Origin of the sequence: Amycolatopsis sp. lyj-23 (genome assembly GCF_046549135.1) — a bacterium.
In the GTDB taxonomy this organism is placed as follows: domain Bacteria; phylum Actinomycetota; class Actinomycetes; order Mycobacteriales; family Pseudonocardiaceae; genus Amycolatopsis.
The window spans coordinates 123,025-143,934 of sequence record NZ_JAJPWN010000006.1 but is presented as its reverse complement, the minus strand read 5'-3'; the positions used below and the strand labels follow the sequence as shown (position 1 = coordinate 143,934).

Here is a 20,910-nt window from a genome sequence, read left to right as displayed (position 1 = left end):
CGGAGTTCGCCGCGGTGATGGCCTTGGCGATGGCGGGGCTGTCGTTGACGTGCCGTCGCCCACGGCTCCGTAGTCCCCGACGTTGAACACGGCCGCCGCGGCGTTCGATGGCGGGCCTGCCAGGCTGCCGACATCCGCGGCGGTCGCCCTGAACAGGCTGGTGACCGCCGCAACGACGACGCCTAACAGGGTGCTGGTGCGGTTGATGCGTCCTCACCTCGTTGTGGGGGACTTGGGTCGGCTCTGGCGCCGCGGCGGCGATGCGAGTTTGTCGCCGCGGCGGCAGAGCGGTGTGGTGCAGGGTCTCGCCGCGGCCGTTGATCTGTTGCGGCTTGTCAGCCGAGGGCGACGTGGAAGATCCTCTCGTTGCTGTTGTTCGGAATGCTGTCCTTGTCGCCGTTGTTGCTCGTGGTCAGCCACAACCCCCCCGTCAGGGGCCGGCTCGACGGTGCGCAGCCGGCCGTAGAAGCTGGTCATCTTCGCGTCGACGTAGCCGCGGGTGATCGCCGGGCTTTTGCTCGGCGCATCGGCCCCGGCCTACTGGGTGGTGCAGGTCATCGCGGCCACCGGTGGGTTCTTCGGCGGCTTCGAGCACCACGGCTGGCGACCGGGGCTGGTCCGCGGCGTCACCGGCGGCCTGCTCTACGGCGCGGCACTCCTCGCCGTCCGCGCCCTGACCGGCTGGACCGACACGGTCGACCTGGGCGGCGTTCCCGGTCTCCTCGTCGTCATCACGGCTCTCGCCGGTGCCGTGGCCGGTGCGCTCGGAGGGGCGATGCGCGCCCGGCGCTGATCCTTTTCACGCGGCAGGAGTCCAGGAATGGTCCAGCAACTCAACCCGCTCACTCATGATGTCGGTGGCACCACGCTCACGGCGGTGACCGCCGGACCCGAACGGCCGACCGACCGGCCCTTGATCGTCGCCTTGCACGGTGACACCTACACCGCGCGCTACGGTGACGTCGCAGGCTCGCGGCATGGGTCGTTTCTGGACGTTGCCGCCACCATCGGGCACCAAGTGGTGGCTTTCGACCGGCCCGGTGACGGCGGCAGCACCTCGCTCGACACCGCGGTCAGCACTTTCGAACCGCACGCCGAACTGCTGAGTGCAGCCGTCACCGCTGTGGCGGCGGACGCGGGCAGCCGCGAGGTGTTCCTGGTCGGTCATTCGATCGGCGGGCTGATCGCCTTGAGGATCGCGGCGAGCCGGCCGGGCTTCCCCCTCATCGGCGTTTCGGCGACCTCGAGCGGCGCGGCCGAAGCGCTGGGTTCCCTGGCGCCGGAGGTGCGTGTCCCGGTCCACTGTGCACTGGCGGAGTCCGACGCGCTCTGGGACAGCAACCCGGAGAAGGCCGAAACGTTCGCGGCGATGTTCACCTCCGCGCCGTTCGTGAGCGTAACCCGCGGTACCGGCCACAGCCACGCGCTGCACCTGCGTCAGCTGGCGTTCGCCGCCGAGTGCGCCGCCTGGGCCCGGAACGGCGTCGAGAGCGTGCGTTGATCCCGCTGGCGGGATCAACGCACGGTCCCGGTGGCCCGGGTTCAGCCGTCGGCGAGTGCGGACTGTTCCGATGCGGCTCGGAGGATCCAGTTGTGGAACTCCACCGCGAAGTGCTCGAGGTGGTGCTGGATCACCGTCGGGCCGCAGGAGGCCGGGAGGGTCACCGAAAGGTCGACGGTGAATCCATCCGCCACGTCGGTGAACGAGTTGGTGATACCGCCGACGACGGTGCCGTCCTCGAGCACTATGCGCGAGCGGCGGCCGTTCGCCGGGCCGGGGTCGGCCGCCGCCTCGTCCCACTCGCGCATGAAGAACGAGCAGACGTGGTCGCCGAGGGTCTCGACGATGTTGACCCGGCCGCCGCCCGCGTGGATGGAGTAGTGCTCCGGGTGTCCGGCGAGCAGGACGTCCTCCCGCCCGAACGCCTGGGACAGCCAGCTCGTGAACTGTGCCGCGGTGATGCCGTGCGCGTGCAGCGTCGTCGTGCCGGTCGTCTCCTCGCCGGCCGAGCGCGCGACCTGGTCACGCAGGTAGGCCTCGCCCGCGGCGATCTCGTCGGCAAGGAGGTCGAGGAGGCGCTCGCGGCCGAGCTTGGCCTTGAGCAGCGCGAGGGCGCGCTGGGCAGCGCGGACCTCGAACCGCGCGATGGCGCTGTCGTCCTGGTCGGCCGCCAGCCGGACCCGGGCTGTCGTGGCCTGGCTCTGGACGGGCAGTTGCAGGTAGGAGGCGTGCTCGCCGCCGGTGTGGATGACGTGCTCTCCGTGGTTGGCGCCGGTGTACTCCTGGATGCCGGGCATCAGGGTGCCCAGGAGGTTGCGGGAGCTGACGACGAAGCGCAGTTGCTCGCCCGCGCGGAAGGTCAGTCCGATCGGGAGCAGGTCGATCTCGACGTCGACGATCTCGCCAAGGGAGAGGAGTTCGACCCGGTCGAAGCTGTGGGCCGGAACGTCCTCTGTGGACAGTTTCTCGTCCAGGTGCCGGGCCGAGACGCGCAGCCGTCCGTCCGATCCTTTGTAGCGCAGGATCGACGCGCCGTGGTCGGTGAGGTCGTGGACCACCGCGGCGCGGTTGGGGACGGTGAAGGCCTGCAGGGGTGTGCCGTGGGCGTCGAGCTTCTGCGCGAGGACGAACAGGTCCATGTCGTCGGCGTCGCGGGCCTCGACCCACAGGTGCGCCTTCGGGTAGCCGACGAGCACGGCGTCCTCGTCGAAGCGCGCAAGGAAGGACACCGCGGCCGGGTTGGCGGCGACCGGGTAGGAGACGGCGGCCTCGCCGGTGGGGACGGTGGTCGTCAGCGTGCGGGTGCGGCCGTCGAGGTAGTACTTGGTCGCGGTGACGTCGGCCGGGGGGAAGGTGTCCGCGGGGAGGTTGACCCGGTCACCGCCCTGGAGGTCGAGGACGGAGTAGCGGACCCGGGGTGTGTGCTCCCAGCCGTTGTCGACGTCCTTGAGGTAGTGGTCGAAGAAGCGGCGCAGGTCCTCGACGTTGGCTTCGTCGTAGTAGTCGGGCCATTCCTGGGTGTTGTGGACGCGCAGCCACTTGTCGGGGCTGGCCATCCGGCGCCAGGCCCGGAACGTGCCGGCGGTGTGCAGGGTGTTGGAGTAGCTGGCCACGACGTAGGCGGGCACGGTGATCCGGTCGAAGTCGGGAACCTTGTGCGCCCAGAAGTCGTCCGCAAGCGGGTGCAGCTCGGCCTCGGTGACAAGGTCCTCCTTGCGGTTCTTGCCGAAGAAGCTGCCCTCCTGGAGCTGGCGGGCGAACCCGGTGTCGGGCATCCCGCCGCGCAGCACCAGGTCGCGGTAGACGTCGCTGACGCCCTCCCACGGGTTGATCGCCGCCAGGTGCGGCGGCTGCTCGGCGGCGGTGAACCACTGGGAGACCGCGAGGTAGGACGTGCCGCTCATCCCGACCTTGCCGGTGCACCATTCCTGCTGCGCCAGCCACTCGATGAGGTCGTAGCAGTCCCGGCCCTCCTGGCGGTCCCACAGGACGCTGTCGCCCTCGGAGTCGACGACGCCCCGGATGTCGGGGTTGCAGATCGCGTAGCCGCGAGCGCACCAGTACGCGGGGTCCGGGCCTTCGAACTTCTCCAGCCCCGACACGATCCCGTTGTCGAGGCCGACCATGCCGAAAACGCCCATGACGCTCGGCGAAGAACCCTGTCCCTTGCCGTAGGGGCTCCACGCCACGAGCACCGGGACGGGCTCGGTGCCGACCGGGCGGAACACGTCGACGTGGATGGTCACCCCGTCACGCAGCTGCACCGCGACGTCCTTCTCGAAGACGACGTCGACCGGCAGAGGGCGGAACGGCGGGGCGAGGCGGAAGCCGGCCTCGAGGATCCGGGTGCCCGGCTCGAACGGCGTCAGCACCCCGGTCCGGGCGGGCGGCAGCGGCTGGGACGGCACGAACACCTTCTGGTCATTGCTCACGACGGGCTCCTTTCGCTCGGGCACGTCCTGGTGCCGCGGTCTTGCCTGTTTCGACCGTACGGCCGACCCGAGAAAAACTCAACGCTTGTGGAGAAAATGCCGTGGCCGTTACACTCGTCCGGATGACCGCCCAGGAGGAGGCGCCGGCGACGAGGGCCCGTCGCGGCCGCAAGCCCGGACCCGGCAGCACCCGGCAGGCCGTGCTCGACGCGGCGAGAGCGCGGTTCGCCCGTGACGGCTTCGCGGGGACCACGATCCGCCGGATCGCCGCCGACGCCGGGGTGGACGCCTCCCAGGTGATGCAGTTCTTCCGCTCGAAAGACGACCTCTTCGCCGCCGTCATGGCCGTCCCCGCGTCCGCGCTGGACCGGTTCGACACCGCGTTCGAGGGGCCGGACGAGCACCTCGGCGAACGCGTGGTGCGCGCCTACCTCAGGGCGTGGGAGGGCAGCGCCGAGGAGTCCGAACCCCTGATGGCGATGCTGCGGGGCGCGGTCGGCAACGAGAACGCCCGCGTGCAGCTGCGCGAGTTCATCCAGTCCCGGTTGCTGCACGGCGCCGGTGGCGGTGGCGACGCGATGCTGCGCGCCGGCCTGGCCGCCGCGATGCTGGTCGGCATCGTCACCAGCAGGCGGATCATCGGGGTGCCCGTGATCGCCGCTGCCGACACCGAACAGATCGTCGCGACCGTCGGCCCCGCGATCCAGCAGGTCCTGACCGGCTGACGGGTTCACCCGGCGTCCAGCCACGCGCGGATCTCCGCGTCGTGCTCGCCCAGCGCCGGCGGAGCGGTGTGGGTCCGCGCGACCTCGGTGCCGTCGAGGCTCGCCATCCGCAGCGGCGGTCCCGGCAGCTGGATCCTGCCGAGGACGGGGTGGTCGACGTCGATGACCAGACCTTGGCTGAGGGTCTGCTCCCAGGTGTAGACCTCGTCCAGGGTGCGCACCTTTCCCGACGGGACACCGGCCTCGGCGAGCCGGCGGAGCCAGTCCGCGGAAGTGCGCTCACTCAGCCGGTTTTCCAGGACGGCGGTCAGCTCGTCGCGGTACAGGACCCGGTGGCGGGCTGTCGCGAAACGGGGATCCGTCGGGTCGAGGCCGGTGGTCAGCGCGACAGCACGCCACTGGTGGTCGTTGCCGACCGCGATCTGGATGGTGCCGTCCCGGGTCGCGAACGCTCCATAAGGGACGATCGTGGGGTGCTGGTTGCCCATTGCGCGGGCCACCTCACCGGCCACCGTCCAGCGGGTGCCCTGGAACGCGTGGGCGCCGACGATCGCCGCCAGCAATGACGTCCGCACGACGGTGCCCCGGCCGGTGTCCGCCCGCTCGGCCAGCGCCGACACGACCCCGAAGGCGCCGTACATCCCGGCGAGCAGGTCGCCGATCGGTACCCCGACCTTCGTGGGTTCGTCCGGGCCCGGCCCTGTCAGGGACATCAGCCCGGCCTCGCCCTGGGCGATCTGGTCGTACCCGGCCCGCCCGCCCTCGGGCCCGTCGTGGCCGAACCCGCTGATCGACAGCAGGACCAGGCGAGGATTGAGCTCGTTGAGGCGGTCGAGGCCGAAGCCGAGGCGCTCCAGCGCGCCGGGCCGGAAGTTCTCGACGAGGACGTCGGCCCGCTCGACGAGCCGCTCGAGATCGCGCCGCCCGGCGTCGGACTTGAGGTCGAGCTGGATCGACTCCTTGTTGCGGTTCGCCGACAGGAAATAGGTGGAGACCGGGTCGTCCGGCGGTACCACGAACGGCGGGCCCCAGTGCCGCGATTCGTCACCGACCCCTGGTGCCTCCACCTTGATGACCCGGGCGCCCATGTCGCTCAGCATCATCGTCGCGTGGGGCCCGGCCAGGGCACGGCTGAGGTCGACGACGAGGACGCCGGACAGCGGTCCGGCCGTGGCGCTCACTGCTCGTTCCCGGCATGCCGATGGTCGTTGGCCACAATCGGGTTGCGCAGGGTGCCGAGCCGCTCGACCTCGACTTCGACCTCGTCGCCGGGGTGCAGCAGCCACGGCGGTGTGCGGGCGTAGCCGACGCCGGCCGGCGTTCCCGTCGCCAGCAGGTCTCCGGGTCGGAGCGTGAACGTGTGGGAGATCAGCGAGAGGGTTTCGCCTACTGTGTAGGCCATTTCGGCGGTGGAACCGTCCTGGACCAGCTCGCCGTTGACTCGGGTCCGGACGCGGAGGCCGTCGCGCAGGTCGCCGACCTCGGCGGCCGGGACCATCGGGCCGAGCGGCCCGGAGTTGTCGCCGTTCTTGCCGAGGATCCACTGGCTGGTGAGCTTCTGGGCCCGTCGTGACGTCACGTCGTTGAACGTCGAGTAGCCGACGACGCCGGCCAGCGCCTGATCGGGTGTGGCGTCGACGAGCGTCGACCCGACGTAGGCCATGACCTCGCCCTCCCAGTCGATGCCTTCTTCGTTGGCGGGGACGGGGATCGGGGCGCCTGCGACGGTGAGCGATGCCGTCCAGCGGGCGAACAGCGATGGGTAGGGCGGCAGGTCCTGATCGCGGAAGCTGCCTTCGGCCACGTGCTTGAGGTAGTTCAGCCCGATGCAGATCACCCGCGCACCGGGCAGCACGGGCGGAACCTGCTGCACGTCGGCGAGCGCGACGGCCGGTCCGTCCGGAACCTGTGACAGGAAGCCGGTGGCGTCGGTCCAGAATTCGTCCAGCCTGGCCACGACGGTGGCCTTGGCGCCGTCGTCGGACAGGGACGCGACCTCGACCGGTTCGTCGGCGCGGCGGATCCCCACGATCCTCATCGGTGTGCCTCCTCGTGGTGGGTGCCGTGCGGGGTGTGGAGGTGGTGCTGCATGAGGAGGTCGGCGGCGAAGTCGTTGGAGGGGTCGCGCCAGACGCTGTGCACGTGGTTGGCGTTGTCCTCGGCGTTGTCGAACTCGATGAGGGTGGCGCCGCCCTGGATGCGGAAGTAGTGCGGTTGGTCGATGGTGGTGCCGCCGGCCCACGCGAAGTGCAGCTCGTCGACTCCGCCGGCGGCCGCGATGCGGTCCATCTCGGCATTGACCAGTCCGGGGCGGGCGCGGTGCACGAACTTCGCCAGCAGGTCGTCGAAGCAGGTCCGCTGGGTGGCGGAGAGGTCGCCGACGCGGAGGCCGCGGGGGTGGGCGCGGAAGTAGGCGAGTGCCTTGCGGTCGTCGTCGGTGATCATCGCGTCGCGGCGGCCGACGCCGTGGTAGGCCGGGTACTCGACGTCACCGATGTGGGGCACGGTGCGGGTGACGAAGTCCGCCGGGGGCTTGTCGTGGATGACCGCTTGCGCCCGCTGGCCGGGGGTGAGGCCGTCGAGCAGGAGGAAGGCGGCGTCCTCCTCCTCGCCGAGGATGCGGAACGGGCCGATGCGCGCCGGCTCGGCGCCCAGCAGGAACGGCGTGGCGTTGACCAGGTCGCCGTCGACGACGGTGACGTTGATCGACAGGTGGTGCCCGACCAGCCGGAAGCCCCAGGTGGTGTCGGGTTGCGGCTGGCCGAAGAAGGTCAGGAAGTAGCCGCGGGCGTCGCGGAACGTGGCGGCGACGTGGCCGAAGACCGGGAGGTTGAGCTCGCGCAGCACGTGTTCGTTGCTCATCACCTGGACCACGCGTGCGTAGGCGGGCAGCGACATCGACTCGGCGATGAGCCGGTGCGCCAGTACCTCCTGGTGGCGGTCCAGCTCGCCGAGGGGGAGGCCGTGCCGGCCGGACTCGGGCAGGAAGTTCCAGTGGGTGCGGCCGGGGTCGGTGTGCGGCAGCAGCACCCGGGCCCGCTGGTCGCCGGTGAGGCTGTCGAACAGGCCGATCGCGGCGAAGGTGACCACGGTCGCGTCGAAGGAGCCGCCGGCGTGGGGGCGGTGTTCGGCCGGTAGCTCGGTGTGCGCCGGGAGATCGGTCATCAGGCGGCCGGCCGGATGACGAGCATGCTGGCCGGCAGCTTGCTGCGGTTGACCACCTCACGGCGGGTGCCGGCGGTGAAGTGGACGGAGTCGTACGGGTGGAGGGTGGCTTCCTCGCCGTCGCTGACCATCACCAGCTCGCCGCTGACGAGGACGTACACGGTCTCGACCGGCTGCTCGCTCATTGCCGCCCGTCCGTCGGGCAGGTAGTGCGACAGCACGACGGTCACGTCCTTCGTCGGGGTCGACGCGCCGCCTTGGAGGCGCACCGGCCCGACACCGGTGTGGCCGGGTGGATCGAAGCGTTCGGCGTCGGCGAGCCGGGTGACGCGCATGGTCATCGCAGGTGTTTCCCTTCATCGGGGTGGGGCTGCAGCGCGCGGCGCAGCTGTGAGACGAGGCGTGGGATGTCGGTGTGGTCGCCGGCGCCGAAGATGTAGAAGTCCGGCCGGGCGAGGAATGCGGTGCAGCCGTGCCGGGTGAACCAGCGTTCGTAGGCGCCGTCGAGGTCGCGCATCGGGCCTGCCGGGGACAGGTCGGTGATGCTGCCGCCGATCTTGCGGAACCACGACGCGGCTTCCTCGTCGAGCAGCTCTCCCGGATCGCCCGCCCGGCTCACGAGCTGCCAGTCGCCGCCGACGACGTCGTCGAACAGGCCGGACCGGCCGGCGACCGCGACCCGTCCCTGCGGCGCCAGCCGCCCCTCGACACCTCCGCTGGGGACGGTGATCGACGGCGTGCCCAATCGAGGGTGCGGCGGTTCCACCGCGGTGGCCGCTTGCCGCTTCAGCTCGGTGTCCCGGGCGGCGGCGCGGGTGGGGTCCAGCTCGCAGATGACGCGGCCGGCCGCGACCGCTTCGTCGATGATCTCCCGGACGTGGCCGGCTCGTTCCGGGCCGTAGGTGTCCAGCACACGCGGGTCCGCCAGGCCGGCGTGCACCATGCCCAGGCGCCAGCCCAGCGCGCGGGCGTCGCGGAGCCCGGCGCACAAGCCCTGGCCGAGGAACGGGGGCATGAGGTGCGCGGCGTCGCCGGCCAGGAAAGCGTTGCCCACCCGCCAAGTCCGCGCCCACCGGCCACGGAAGGTGTAGACGGCGTGCCGTTCCAGCTCGGCGTTGTCGGGGGTGACTCCCCACGGGGCCATCAGTCGCCAGGCTGTGGCCTCCTGGGCCAGCTCGTCGACCGGCATGTCGTCGCGGCGCATGAATTCGAAGCGGCGGCGGCCTGGTCCGCTGTTGACCGCGGTGGCCGGCTGGCGCGGATCGCAGTACTGGACGACGAAGGCGTCCCACGTCTCTTCGCGCAGCGGCCGGTAGTCGACGACCAGCCAGTCGGCCTCGAAGCCCGAGTCGCCGACGTCGACCGCGAGCTGGGTGCGCACCGGGCTGTTCGCGCCGTCGGCGCCGACGAGCCATCGGCTGCGGACGGTGGCCGTCACCGCGGGCTCGGTGGTGGAAACGAGCTGCGTCGATACGGCTCCGGCGTCCTGGGCCAAGGCGGAGAACGCCCAGCCGCGGTGCACGGTCACGCCCGCAGTGGCTTCGGCGGTCTTTTCGAGGACCGCTTCGAGGTCGGGTTGGTGGAAGCCGTTGGTGTTGGCCCACCCGGATTCGGCCGGCCGGTTCCAGTCGATCGAGCGCAGCAGTTCGCCGTCGCCGTTGCGGAACTGGTAGCCGCCGCGGGCACCCTGCGACGGTGTGAAGAGATCGGCGTGGCCGGCCATGAGCCCGGCGGCCTGCAGGATGCGCAGTGCCTCGTGGTCGATCGTGCAGGCGCGGGGGAGCGGGTACCGCTGCGGCCAGCGTTCGACGACCGCGACCCGCATTCCCGCTTGCCCCAACAGGATCGCGGTGAGCAGGCCGACGGGGCCACCGCCGACGACGAGACAGTCGGCCTCGGGAGCGGGGAGCGTGGTCATGCCAGGTCTCCGTTAGGGACGACGACGCACTTGGCGTGCGGCGAGCCGGACTGCGCCCGCCACGCGGCCGGTAGCTCGTCGAGGGGGAAGACGTGGGTCGCCAGCTGCAGGCCTCCGCGCGAGATTTCGGCCCACAGCCAGGTCAGCGCCTGATATTTGTCCATTAAGGACAGGTGCAGGCCGGCAAAACCGGACAGGACCAGCTGCTTGCCGCGCATCGACCCCGCCGGAACCCGCGCCGTCGGACCGGCGAGGTTGCCGATGTTGACGAGCCGCGCCCGGGGCGCGCAAACCTGCAGGGCGGCCTCCAAGGGCAAGCCGTAGATCCCGTCCAGGACGACGTCCACCGGTCCCGCCGCGGCGAGGAGCCGGGCAGCCAGGTCGTCCCGGCTTTCGCCGGGCTGCAGGGCGACGACGGCGTCCGCGCCGAGATCGAGCACGCGCTGCAGCGCGGCGTGGTCCCGGCCGACGCCGATCACCCGCCCCGCGCCCACCTGCCGGGCGATCTGCACCGCGAGCTGACCCACGGCGCCGGTGGCGCCCAGCACCAGTACCGTCTCGCCGCGTCGAACACCGGCGATCTCCACCAGCGGCAGGTAGGCCGCGGTGCCCGCGTTGCCGACCGCGGCGGCCAGGACCGGATCGATGCCGTGGGGGAGCGGGAGCACGTCCGCGTCGGCGACGAGGACCCGGTCGGCGAACGCTCCCGGTGTGTCCGGTGCGGCGTGGCATTCCGCGTACACCCAGGTGCCGGGCTCGTGCGCGTCGGATTCGAGCACGACGCCCACGCACTCGCTGCCCGGGACGTAGGGGGCATCGTGGCGGACGGAGTGGAACGTCCCGGAAGCGATGAGCAGGTCCAGCGGGTTCAGCGGGGCCGCGGCCACCGCGATCAGCGTCGTGCCGGGCGTTCGGCGCGGCAGCATCGCCGAGCCCAGGCGAGGCTCGGCAGCCGGGGCGTCGATCAGGATCGCGCGCATGGCCGGTCAGCCGGCCTGGGGTGCGGCGGTCCGGTTGAGGGTGGTGATCCCGGCGAAGTCGTGGGGCTGGATGCCGGCCATGAGGCGCCCGTAGTTCTCCGAAAGCGCTTCCAGGTTCAGCGCGCCGTGCAGGGTGACCACGCGCGCGTCGCGCCAGGCCCGCTGGATGTGTTCGAAGTCCATGATCGCGGTCGAACCGGAGTTGCGCTGGAGCAGCTCGATCGCCTCGGCACACCACTTGGCGGCGTAGGCGGTCTCGGCGAGGACGCGCGCGCTGAAGTGCTGCAGGTACTCCGGCGACGCGGGCGTACCGGCGGCGGCGATCTCGCCAAGCCGGTCGGTCTCGGCCGCGTTGGCCTGCGCCATCAGCGTCGCCGACCGGATCTTGCTGTGCACTTCGGTGAGCATGAGGTGCGTCAGCGGCGCCTCGAGCTGGTTCTTGTACGTCGTGCCGCGGATCGGCCGGCCGGCGGAGCGCTCGAGGAACCGGGCCAGTGCGCCCTGGGCGATCCCGATCGACATGCCGGCCATGAGGCTGAACGCCCAGCCGAGCGACGGGGCCTTCCACAGCGATCCGGCCAGGCCGTTGTCCAGCGTGCCGGCCACGACGTCGCGGAAGTCGACGACGCGGTGGGCGGGGACGAACAGCTCGTCGGCCGAGAGGGTGACGGAGACGCTGCCCGTGGCGCGCATTCCGGCGACTTGCCAGTCGTCGAGGAACCGCAGCTCGTCGCGGGGGACTTGGACCCCGACCAGGTAGTGGCCGTCGCCGTCGTCGGCCAGGCAGCCCAGGTTCGTGTACGGCGCCCACAGCGCGTCGCTGCCGAACGTCCAGGGGCCGCCGGAGATGATCCAGCCGTCGTCGACCCGCTTCGCGCGCCCCCGTGTCGCCGGGAAGTGGCTCGATCCGGCTACGCGGGGCCCGACCCACGCGGGGCCGTAGACCTCTTCCACGACCTTGGCGCCCGAGCCGGCCGGGATCCAGTTCGTCGAGGCCGCCACCCACACCGTCCACCCGGCCGAGCCGTCCCACGACGACACCTCGGTGACGACGTCGAGCTGGTCCCGGACCGAGAACTCGGCACCGCCGAACTCCGTGGGACTGGCGATGTCGAAGGCACCGGTGGCGTCGAGCGCGGCGATCGTCTCGTCGGAGTGGCGGCCGGCGCGTTCCGCTTCCAGCGCGGCGGCGCGCAGGGCCGGACCGAGCTCGCGCACCTTTTCCAGGACAGCGGCGAGGGTGGCGGGCCGGTCGTCGGTGACGAGCATCGTGGTCTCCGTGTCGGGTCGGTCGTTCAGGGGGTGGTGCGCCGTCGCCGTCACCGGGTCGCCTTGATCGCGTTGAGGTAGGCGACCCGGCCGGCTTCGGCGTGCTCGCGCAGGACGTTGAGCTTCATGTCGGGCCGGTGTTCGGCGTTCGGCTTGGGCACGAACGGGTTGCCGGTCCAGGACGTCAGCCGGCAGACGCGTCGCCGGATGCGCCAGCCGGCCCCGGTGCGGACGAGCTCGTCGTCGTACCACCCGGTGCCCGTCCACGTGGGACCGGCTTCGGCCGCTTCGCGGATGAGCAGCCAGTTTCCGTAGCTGAACGCGTTGGCGCGATCGCCGTCGACGTGGACCAGCTGCCCCATCATCGTGTGCTGGTGGCTGTCCAGCGTCTCGTGGAACTCGGCGAAGGACCGCTTGAAGTTCTCCAGACCGACCCACGCGTTGCCGGCCGGGCCGAACTCGGCGGTCACGTCCTCGGAGAAGACGAGGTCGAACAGGTCCCAGGCGTGCGCGTCCAGCGCGAACCCGTACAGGTTGAGCAGCTCGATGATCGCTGCCTTGTCCTCGGTGTCAGCCACGCTGCTGGTCTCCATCTCGCCTGTGAAATGTCACTGAATGCTTGTGTCATGTCTAGACTGGGCGAACCGGGGTGTCAAGACGCAATCTCGACTCGCCCGCCGGTAGTCTGACGGGCCCAGTGGCCTTCCAGTGCACGCAACAACTCGACGGGGTGACCTGGTGACCGACGTGTCCGACTCCCGCGTCTCGCTGAACGAGACCGCCTACCGCCGGCTGAAGGACGACATCATCGCCTGCCGCCTGGCCCCTGGTCAGCGGCTTACGGAGAAGCAGCTGGCGGCCGACACGGGCTTCAGCACCGCGCCCCTGCGCGACGCCCTGACCCGCCTCGACCACGAAGGCTTGATCCGCACCGTGCCCCGCAAGGGCTACCAGGTGACGCCGCTGACGCCGAAGTCCATCGACGATCTCTTCGTCGTCTGGGGGATCGTGGGACCCGAGCTGATCCGGCTCGGCCTGCGCCAGGCCGGTGAAGCTCGGCTCGCCGCGGCACGAGCGGCGTTCGACGAGCTGGACGCGGTGGCCGAGGAGCAGGGCGGATCACCGTCGGCTCTGCTCGACATCGACGTGGTCAACCGGACTTTCGCGATCCTGGCCGAGGCGTCGGGCAACACCTACCTGATCACCTTCTTCCAGCGGCTCATGGGTGACATGAGCCGTATCCGAGCGCTGCTGCTGACCTCGGATCACACGAGCGCCGCGACGGCGCCGGCCGACCACTGGGTGCGCCACATCCTCGACGAGCGTGACGTGGACAAGGCCGCCGAGCACGCCAGGCGCTACATCGAAGACGTTCACCAGCACGTGCTCCGGGCCGTCGTCAGGTGGCCCTCGGTGATGAGCAGTGAGGTCAGTGTCCTGCCGCCGCGGTGAGGCGTTGCTTGACACAACGCGTGTCCGTGCTTCTAACATGTCACAAACCTTTGCTCGACATGTTAGAGCTGCGGACTGGAGCGCACGATGACCGACGCCGGCACCGCGACGATCGACCCCGCACTGTTCCGCGAGACGCTCGGGCACTACCCGACCGGGGTAGCCGTCGTCACCGCGGTGTCCGAGACCGGCATCCCGGAAGGGATGGTCGTCGGAACGTTCACCTCGGTCTCCCTGGATCCGCCTCTGATCGCCTTCTTTCCCGCCAAGGGCTCGAGAAGCTTCGCGCGGTTCAGGGACGCCGCCAGCTTCTGCGTCAACGTGCTGGCCTCCGATCAGGAACCGCTGTGTCGCCGGATGGCGACCGGTGGCGCGGCCAAGTTCGACGGCGTGCGCTGGCGGCCGGGACCACTCGGGTCACCCGTCCTCGAGGGCGCGGTGTCCTGGATCGAGTGCACGTTCGAGGACGTGCGCGAGGCGGGTGACCACTACATCGTTCTCGGGCGCGTGCAAGAGCTCGGCGTCGCCCGGTCGACCTTGCCGTTGCTGTTCTTCCAAGGCGGGTACGGGAAGTTTTCGACCGGATCGTTCATCGCCGCGCCGGATCCGGAGCTGATCCAGGCAGCGCAGCTGGCCCAGACGATCCGATCGGAGGTGGAGGACTTGAGCATCGCCTTCGCTGTCGACTGCAGCGTCCTCGTCAAGATCGGCAGCGACGCGGTGCAGGTGCTCACCGCCAATGGCGGGCGAGCGTCCGAGACCGTTCCGCTCGGACATCGGCAACCCATCATCCCGCCACTCGGCGCCGTGTTCATGGCGAATGCGACACCCACGGAGATCGAGGCCTGGTTGCAGCGGTCGCCTGACGACAGCCGGGACCGTCGCACCCTCCACGGCAGGCTGCTCGACGTAGTGCGTGATCGTGGCTACTCGCTCCTGGCTGCCGAGCCGGAGCTGCTGCAGCGTCATCAAGCTGTGCTGACCGAATTCGAGCGGTCCGACCGGCTCCCTCGACAGGAACGGGACGTGCGGCAGGCGACCGCCGACCTCGCCGACTTGTTCTGCCCCGACCTCGACGCCGGCCGACGCTACGACCTCGCATCGATCGTGGTGCCGATCTCCACGACGGCAGACCTGCCCCCGATGGCGCTGCGGATGACCGGGATGCCGAAATCCGCGCCGACCGAACAGGTCGAGGCCTGGATCGACGGCTTGAGGCGAGTGGCCGCTGCGGCGGCTATGGCCGGCACTCGTGGCTGACCGGAACTTTCAGCGGCCGCGGGGATCGCGGAACGCCGGTCGCAGCGACTTCGTCACCCGTAGCAGCTCGTCGAGCATGACGGTGGCAGCTTCCTCCATCGGCGGGTCGGAGGCGACCTCGCCGCCGGTCGTGAGCTTCTGCATCGCGAACGGGACGTTGATCGACTCGAAGATCGGGACCATCCGCAGGGTCGTGACGACCTGCTTCAGCTGCTGAACCGCCCGTGTACCGGCGCCGATGCCGCCGTAACTGAGGAAGCTGACCGCCTTGTCCGCCCACTCCCGGTGCAGGAAGTCGATCGCGTTCTTCAACATCGGAAAACGCCGCCGTCGCGGCCGGGAGTTGGGTGGCGGCCAGTAGCGTGGCCTGTTCATGGGGCAGATCGCCGGCGAAGACCGCGGGGAACTTCGTGGGGTCGTGCGGCCCGTGGGGTAGGTGAACTGCTGCAGGGCAGGGTTGAGTGCGCTGTCGGCCGAGTTCTTCTCGACGGTGGACAGGACCTCTGCGGTGTCGGTGGCGAAGGCGTTGACATACACCAACGCCCGTACATTGGTGGCCTTGGTGGCTGCGGTGCTGATCACCGCGCCGCCGTAGGAATGCCCGACGAGCACCACCGGCCCCTTGATCTGGCCCAGCAGACTCGCCAGGTAGGCCGAGTCCGCGGCCAGTCCGCGCAGGCCCAGCGCTGGCGCGACGACGGGGTAGCCCTGCTTCTGCAGTCGTGTCACGACGCCGCTCCAACTTGAGGCGTCGGCGAAGGCCCCGTGTACCAAGACCACCGTGGGCCGCGACTTGGTCGACGACGATGTGGCGGTCGGGGACGGCTGGGTCGCGGCGGAGGCGGCGTTCGGGCGAGCGCATCCGGCCAGGCCGACCGTGGCGAGGAGGACAGCGAGGACGGCCAGGCCTCCGGCGCACAATCCGCGCCGGCGTGTCCTCGGAGGTACGAGCATGACAACTCCTGATGTCGGGATCTCGATGCCCGCTGTGTGGATAGTTCGGACCGACGTGAGATACCGGCCTGCGGCGGGTCGCCGGTGTGGGTTCGGCGGTGTGCCGTGCAGCGGCTGGGACCTCCACCTGGCCTCAAGTCGAACAGCGCACCGATCGCGGTTGTGCGACGCTGGGGCTTCGAAAGATGACAAAACGGACCGAAGATGGCTCGGGGGCCGGCTGTCGAGACCGCGGCCATGCCACCCTAAAGACGTCAGCCGGGCCGTCGAAACATCCCTACACTCGTAGGGTTAGGTAGCCACCGCTGCGCCGAGCCATACTCGAGTCCATGACCACCAAGTCGGAGCTCGGACGGTTCCTGCAGACACGCCGGGCGCAGTTGCAGCCCGCGGACGTCGGACTGCCGATGTATGACGAGCGGCGGCGGGTGCCAGGACTGCGCCGCGATGAGCTGGCACCGCACGGAGGGGTGCCGCGGACAGCCCGCGCCGGCCGAATATCAGGAACACAGGTGTTCCGGAGTCTTGTGCGATCTTGTCGCAGTATGCATACTGCTTGCGATCAGATAACTGGGCGGCCGACGAGCGCACAGGACGCAACGGAGGACGACATTGCCGTCACCTAGGACGGTCGGCCCGTCGCTCTGGTGGCCCCGCCCGAAGCAGCGAACGACGTCGGGCGTTCGCCGCAGCGCCGTCATTTGGTTCTTCACACGCGTCTCAGTTGGAGCACCGTTAAGCGAGAAGGCGAAACGATGGGCCAGGTAGCCCGAAAGACCACAGGAAGACGCGATTGCGTCCGAGCGTCCACAGTCGGCGTCGCTGCCGCCGCGACCTTTCCCTTAACGCCCAGAATCGCACATTCCGCCGTGCCGCCGTTGACATGCGCAAGACGTATGTGAACCCAGTTACCTCTGCCTGACATCGAGGTTCACAACTGTCCGAGCGGGAGTCTCTCACCGACGCCGTAATCGCAGATTCAATGGCGACGTTGCTGATTCTCGTCAAGGAGGCCAGGCCAAGGCGGACGGTCGCAATATTCTCGATGATCCGAGATCGAGTCTCACCTCAGTGGGGAGAACAAGTCAGACGATGGCCGACGTTTCGGCATGCAACTGCGACCTACCATTTACCTTACTGTTCGGAGGCAAGGGAACGACCACCGGGCACTCTATTCGACGAAAGATTAACCGGAACTGAGAATACCATGAGATGTATCTCGAGGGTCCTCGCCCGGGTGGCAGTTCAACCGATCGCGGCAAGTATCAGCTGACCATAACCGATTCACCCCGACCCAATTGGGATAAGCTTCAACGCCGGTAATGTCCAGTTCTTCCTTGATGACGGGTCGGTAGAAATGTATGCGCGCCAATCTGGCGACTGCAAACATTTCGTTAACAACGCATCGTTGATCTGAGAAAACAAGAAGAATCCCGAACCCGTGATCCGCCAAACGGCGACAGCGGGTTGCGCGTGAGCTGCTGGCGCTGGTACCAACTTAGTTGACATATGTTCGTCAGAAAAGTTATGGTTCCGTCAGATTTGCGGTGTCAGCCCGGACCGATCCAACCGGACAAATCACGGCTTCCAGTAATCCTATATCTACCTTGACTGACGTCCTTATTGCCTTTATTTCGAGACCCTGTCCGCGGTGCCAGCTACTGCACGCGCGATTGACTGAATGAGCCAAAGGGAGTCGGGGATGCCCGAGCAGTATCCGCTGGAGCCGTCGAAGAGTGACATGAACGCGATGGGCCGGCTGGTGCTCGACCATGTCGTGGAAGTTCTCGAGAGCGTCGGCGAACGGCCGGTTCGAAACATGCCGACTGGGGCGGACCTCCGCAGAATCAGCGAGGATTTCCTGACAGCGCCGCCGCAGGAGGCCGGCGAATTGGTCAATCTTCTGGCTCGACTGAGGCGTGCCACTTTAGCTGCGGAGGAGAAGGGAAGCCCGGGTAATTTCTCCTATATGCCTAGCGGGGGTCTTTTCTCCTCAGCGCTGGGTGAGTTCTATGCTCGCGGCACCAACAGGTACGGAGGGGTCGCTTTCGCCTCGCCAGGGCTGATCGCACTGGAAGAGAGCGTCGTGAGGTGGCTGGCTCAGAATGTCAGCGGTCTACCGGCTGGCAGTGGTGGCTTTCTCACCACTGGCGGTTCCATGGCGAACTTCTCAGCGCTCTTCACTGCACGTGAAACCCTTCTCGGTCCCGATATCGGGTCGGGCACGGCATATGTCACCCGCCACACCCACCACTCGGTTGTGAAGGCTGCACGACTAGCCGGGATCCGGAAGGAGAATGTCCGCGAAGTGCCCTGCGGCGGCGATCTGACGATGGACGTCGATCAGGCTCGGTCAATGATCAAAGTTGATAAGGAGGCCGGTCTCAGGCCCTTCCTCATCGTCGGTACCGCAGGCACCACTGACACTGGTGCGATCGACCCTCTGACAGACATTGCTACTGTCGCGGCTGAGCATGATCTTTGGTTCCATGTCGACGGTGCATACGGTGGTCTGTTCCGCCTTACCGATCGCGGCCGGAATCGACTCGCTGGCGTGGATCTCGCCGATTCGGTCACTCTTGATCCCCACAAGTCGCTCTTTCTGGCGTTCGGCACCGGAGCTCTCCTGGTGCGTGATCCCGGCCGACTCCATACGGCTCATAACGAAAGAGGTAGTTATCAGCAAGACTACCTGACCAGTGATGGACTGCCCGACTATTCGAGTATAGGCCCGGAACTCAGTCGCGAGGTACGCGGACTGAGAGTGTGGTTTCCGCTGCACCTTCATGGCGTCACCGCCTTCCGGGCGGTACTCGACGAGAAACTTGATCTAGCCCAGTCTGTCTACGATGAATTGAGTCAGTTCCCGTTATTGGAACTGCCGTGGCGACCCCAGTTGAGTACCGTGGTGTTCCGCGTCAGCTCCGGTACAGGAGACGTCAACCAGGCTACACGTCGACTGCTTGATCGCATCAACGCTGACGGCCGCTTCTGTCTGTCCAGTACCAGAATAAACGGACACGAAACCGTCAGGATATGCATACTCGCTCATCGTACTCATCGCGATCACGTCGCTGAACTCGTATCAACTATCAAGTCATGCGTAGACACGTCCTCGCCCAAATCGCGCTTCCGTTAAGTGATCTTGGGACGGAACCGACACACTCCGGCGCGCCGCGAGGACTACCTGGCCGTCATCTGGGAGCGAATAGGCTGATGGAATCGACACACCCTGGTATGTCTCGCGAGGACTACCTGGCCGTCATGAAGAAATCTTTCGACACCGCGTACCGGACCCGCGGTGATCTGTGGACCGGTGAGCCTGCTATGCGCCACCTCGTCGGCCTGCTCACCGTCCGTCTCGCACCGGATAGCCACGTCCTGGATGTCGGCGCGGGCCGCCTCCGGGACACCGAGGTACTCCTTGAGGCGGGACTCCGCGTCACCGCATTGGATCTGATGCGGCAGGAGGAGTGGAACCGGGTCGGCGAGCGATGGGGCGACAGGGTGCGATTCGAGGTCGGGGACGCACGCGACCTGTCCGCCGACGCCGAATACGACGCGGTCCTCGACAACGGGTCGCTCCACCACCAGCTCCCTGAGGGCTACCCGGACTACCTGGGGGCGCTGCGGCGCAGCCTAAGGCCAGGTGGCTTGTTCGCCGTCAGCCTTTTCGCCCGGCCAGAGCAGGAAACCGAAGGCACGCTGCTTGTTCTGGAGGACGGCCGCTTTTCCCGCGTATTCACCGTCGACGAATCACGCGCCCTTCTCGCTGAGAACGGATTCACCGTAACCACCACACGACGGGTCGAACGAGACATGCACGGCTGGGCCTACCTGCTCGTCCTCGCCCGCAGCACACGGGACTGACAGCAGCGCACCGCTAGAGAGTGGGGTGCGCTCGAGGCAAGAGACCCGCAGGCGCAGTGCGCAGCGTTCCGGGCCTGACAGACCAACGGAGTCGGTGATGAGTGCAGAACGAGAGAACATTCTTTTCGTCGACCGGGCTGGCTATGACTTCTACCGATTGCCGACCGGAGAACCAGTACTTGACCCGGAGCGGTACCGGGTCACTCTGGTGACGCCGAACGAATTCAGTGGGCAAGCCCGATACGGCGAGTGCGCAGAGGTCCTTTGTCTCGACGTCAACGACCACATCCTGCTCGACGCGCTCATCGACGCCCTGCACCGGCGACGCCCCTTCGACCGCCTTCTCGCGTGCAGCGAGGGGCTCATGCTGCCGATGGCCTCCCTCCGGAAGCGCCTCGGCATTCCCGGTCCGGTGCCGGAGGAGATTCTGCCCTACCGCGACAAATCGATCATGAAGTCCATTGCCCGCCGCGCCGGCCTGCCAGTGGCCGACTGGCTGCCGGTCGACCGCGCCGCCGACGCACATGACCTCCTGACCACGTACGGAACGGTGGTCATCAAGCCGCGCGCCGGATTCGGTTCGGCAGGTGTCCACATCGTGTCCTCCGCCGATGAGTTGCGGGCACTGGACGACGACCCCGCACTCGACCTGTCGAACCACCAAGCCGAACAGTTCATCGACGCCCCCATGGTGCACATCGACGCCCTCGTCAGGGGAGGTAAGCCGCACACCGTAGTGCCGTCCCGTTATCTGACCTCGACACTCTCCTTCATCCGCGGCCTGCCGGTGCTGAGCGTCACCGTGGACGAGCCCCGCCTGGTCGCCGCGTGCGAGACACTCTTAGCTCAGGTGGCGGGGGCGTTTGGCGCCAAGGACAGCGTCCTGCACCTGGAGGCGTTTGTCCTGGACGACGACCACCTAGTCTTCAGCGAGGTAGCCTGCCGCCCGGGCGGGAGCAACCTGCAGGCATTGGTCGCCGCCGTCCGCGGCGTGAGCCTGCACGAAGCCACGGTCCGGCTCTCCCTGGGCGAAGCGCCTACCACAACGTACCCAATCCGCTGCCGCGCCGCGGGACATGCGATCCTCTACGGCCGACAAGGCCTGGTCGCCGCAGTGGACGACCAAGCCGTTCCGACCGAGTGGATCGTGGAGCGCCGGCTGCTGGTCGCACCCGACGGCCGCTTCCGACCGGTAGGCATGGTCGGTGGCGGTGTAGCTGAGTATGTGCTGCTCGGTAACTCCACCGAGGAAGTCGCGTACCGCATACGGTACGTCGCAGACCAGGTCACCATCAGCTACGAGGACGGGAATGAAGTCTGATGCCGCCGCGCCAGGGCGGAAGTTCTCTCCAGCGAAATGTTGGCCGCCTAGAGTCGAGGTGGT

General features: G+C 68.4%; 18 protein-coding genes. 8 read left to right on the top strand and 10 right to left on the bottom strand.

Features of this window, described 5'->3' with window-relative positions:
- Positions 1–499 precede the first annotated feature (499 nt).
- Together ACLJPY_RS16440 and ACLJPY_RS16435 are read left to right on the top strand one after the other, a co-directional pair.
- Positions 500–793, top strand: a complete 294-nt coding sequence (locus tag ACLJPY_RS16440; protein WP_410589416.1) for a hypothetical protein — start codon at positions 500–502, stop codon at positions 791–793.
- Between the two features lie 27 nt (positions 794–820).
- Positions 821–1,501, top strand: a complete 681-nt coding sequence (locus ACLJPY_RS16435) for an alpha/beta hydrolase (RefSeq protein ID WP_410589414.1) — start codon at positions 821–823, stop codon at positions 1,499–1,501.
- 41 nt (positions 1,502–1,542) lie between these two features.
- Here ACLJPY_RS16435 and ACLJPY_RS16430 read toward each other — a convergent pair whose 3' ends face one another.
- Positions 1,543–3,933 (bottom strand): CocE/NonD family hydrolase, encoded by a 2,391-nt coding sequence (locus tag ACLJPY_RS16430; RefSeq protein ID WP_410589412.1) that lies wholly within the window; start codon positions 3,931–3,933, stop codon positions 1,543–1,545.
- 122 nt (positions 3,934–4,055) lie between these two features.
- Between ACLJPY_RS16430 and ACLJPY_RS16425 the strand changes: the two genes are divergently transcribed.
- Positions 4,056–4,658, top strand: a complete 603-nt coding sequence (locus ACLJPY_RS16425; protein WP_410589411.1) for a TetR family transcriptional regulator — start codon at positions 4,056–4,058, stop codon at positions 4,656–4,658.
- 5 nt (positions 4,659–4,663) lie between these two features.
- Here ACLJPY_RS16425 and ACLJPY_RS16420 read toward each other — a convergent pair whose 3' ends face one another.
- The 8 genes from ACLJPY_RS16420 to ACLJPY_RS16385 are packed head-to-tail and all read right to left on the bottom strand — an operon-like array spanning position 4,664 to position 12,568.
- Complete coding sequence (locus tag ACLJPY_RS16420) at positions 4,664–5,839, bottom strand: CaiB/BaiF CoA transferase family protein (protein ID WP_410589410.1); 1,176 nt, start codon at positions 5,837–5,839, stop codon at positions 4,664–4,666.
- On the bottom strand, positions 5,836–6,696 hold the full coding sequence (locus ACLJPY_RS16415; protein WP_410589408.1) for a fumarylacetoacetate hydrolase family protein: 861 nt from the start codon (positions 6,694–6,696) through the stop codon (positions 5,836–5,838). The genes ACLJPY_RS16420 and ACLJPY_RS16415 overlap by 4 nt, the downstream gene beginning before the upstream one ends.
- Positions 6,693–7,823 (bottom strand): DUF3500 domain-containing protein, encoded by a 1,131-nt coding sequence (locus ACLJPY_RS16410; protein WP_410589406.1) that lies wholly within the window; start codon positions 7,821–7,823, stop codon positions 6,693–6,695. The genes ACLJPY_RS16415 and ACLJPY_RS16410 overlap by 4 nt, the downstream gene beginning before the upstream one ends.
- A complete protein-coding gene (locus ACLJPY_RS16405) occupies positions 7,823–8,164 on the bottom strand; it encodes a cupin domain-containing protein (RefSeq protein WP_410589405.1) in 342 nt (113 codons plus the stop codon). Before ACLJPY_RS16405 ends, ACLJPY_RS16410 begins: the two co-directional genes overlap by 1 nt.
- Positions 8,161–9,741, bottom strand: coding sequence for a bifunctional 3-(3-hydroxy-phenyl)propionate/3-hydroxycinnamic acid hydroxylase (locus ACLJPY_RS16400; RefSeq protein WP_410589404.1), 1,581 nt, complete (start codon positions 9,739–9,741; stop codon positions 8,161–8,163). Before ACLJPY_RS16400 ends, ACLJPY_RS16405 begins: the two co-directional genes overlap by 4 nt.
- Positions 9,738–10,721, bottom strand: coding sequence for a quinone oxidoreductase family protein (locus ACLJPY_RS16395; protein ID WP_410589402.1), 984 nt, complete (start codon positions 10,719–10,721; stop codon positions 9,738–9,740). Before ACLJPY_RS16395 ends, ACLJPY_RS16400 begins: the two co-directional genes overlap by 4 nt.
- A gap of 6 nt (positions 10,722–10,727) precedes the next feature.
- Entirely contained in the window at positions 10,728–11,990 is a 1,263-nt protein-coding gene (locus tag ACLJPY_RS16390) for a hypothetical protein (protein ID WP_410589400.1), read from the bottom strand.
- Positions 11,991–12,040: 50 nt separating this feature from the next.
- Positions 12,041–12,568, bottom strand: coding sequence for a nuclear transport factor 2 family protein (locus ACLJPY_RS16385; protein ID WP_410589398.1), 528 nt, complete (start codon positions 12,566–12,568; stop codon positions 12,041–12,043).
- 160 nt (positions 12,569–12,728) lie between these two features.
- Here ACLJPY_RS16385 and ACLJPY_RS16380 point away from each other — a divergent pair, with 160 nt between their 5' ends.
- Together ACLJPY_RS16380 and ACLJPY_RS16375 are read left to right on the top strand one after the other, a co-directional pair.
- Positions 12,729–13,442 carry a GntR family transcriptional regulator gene (locus tag ACLJPY_RS16380; RefSeq protein ID WP_410589397.1) on the top strand — a complete coding sequence of 238 codons (714 nt, stop codon included), beginning with the start codon at positions 12,729–12,731 and terminating at the stop codon, positions 13,440–13,442.
- 87 nt (positions 13,443–13,529) lie between these two features.
- Positions 13,530–14,702 carry a flavin reductase gene (locus ACLJPY_RS16375; RefSeq protein WP_410589396.1) on the top strand — a complete coding sequence of 391 codons (1,173 nt, stop codon included), beginning with the start codon at positions 13,530–13,532 and terminating at the stop codon, positions 14,700–14,702.
- A gap of 9 nt (positions 14,703–14,711) precedes the next feature.
- On the opposite strand, the gene ACLJPY_RS16370 is transcribed toward ACLJPY_RS16375, so the two are convergent.
- Entirely contained in the window at positions 14,712–15,656 is a 945-nt protein-coding gene (locus tag ACLJPY_RS16370) for an alpha/beta fold hydrolase (protein ID WP_410589394.1), read from the bottom strand.
- 1,702 nt (positions 15,657–17,358) lie between these two features.
- Between ACLJPY_RS16370 and ACLJPY_RS16365 the strand changes: the two genes are divergently transcribed.
- The 3 genes from ACLJPY_RS16365 (at position 17,359) to ACLJPY_RS16355 (ending at position 20,847) form a co-directional block, all read left to right on the top strand.
- Positions 17,359–18,795, top strand: a complete 1,437-nt coding sequence (locus ACLJPY_RS16365) for a pyridoxal phosphate-dependent decarboxylase family protein (protein WP_410589392.1) — start codon at positions 17,359–17,361, stop codon at positions 18,793–18,795.
- Positions 18,796–18,893: 98 nt separating this feature from the next.
- Complete coding sequence (locus ACLJPY_RS16360) at positions 18,894–19,526, top strand: SAM-dependent methyltransferase (protein ID WP_410589391.1); 633 nt, start codon at positions 18,894–18,896, stop codon at positions 19,524–19,526.
- A 97-nt stretch (positions 19,527–19,623) separates the two neighbouring features.
- Positions 19,624–20,847, top strand: a complete 1,224-nt coding sequence (locus ACLJPY_RS16355) for an acetyl-CoA carboxylase biotin carboxylase subunit family protein (RefSeq protein ID WP_410589389.1) — start codon at positions 19,624–19,626, stop codon at positions 20,845–20,847.
- The last annotated feature ends 63 nt before the right edge of the window (positions 20,848–20,910 follow it).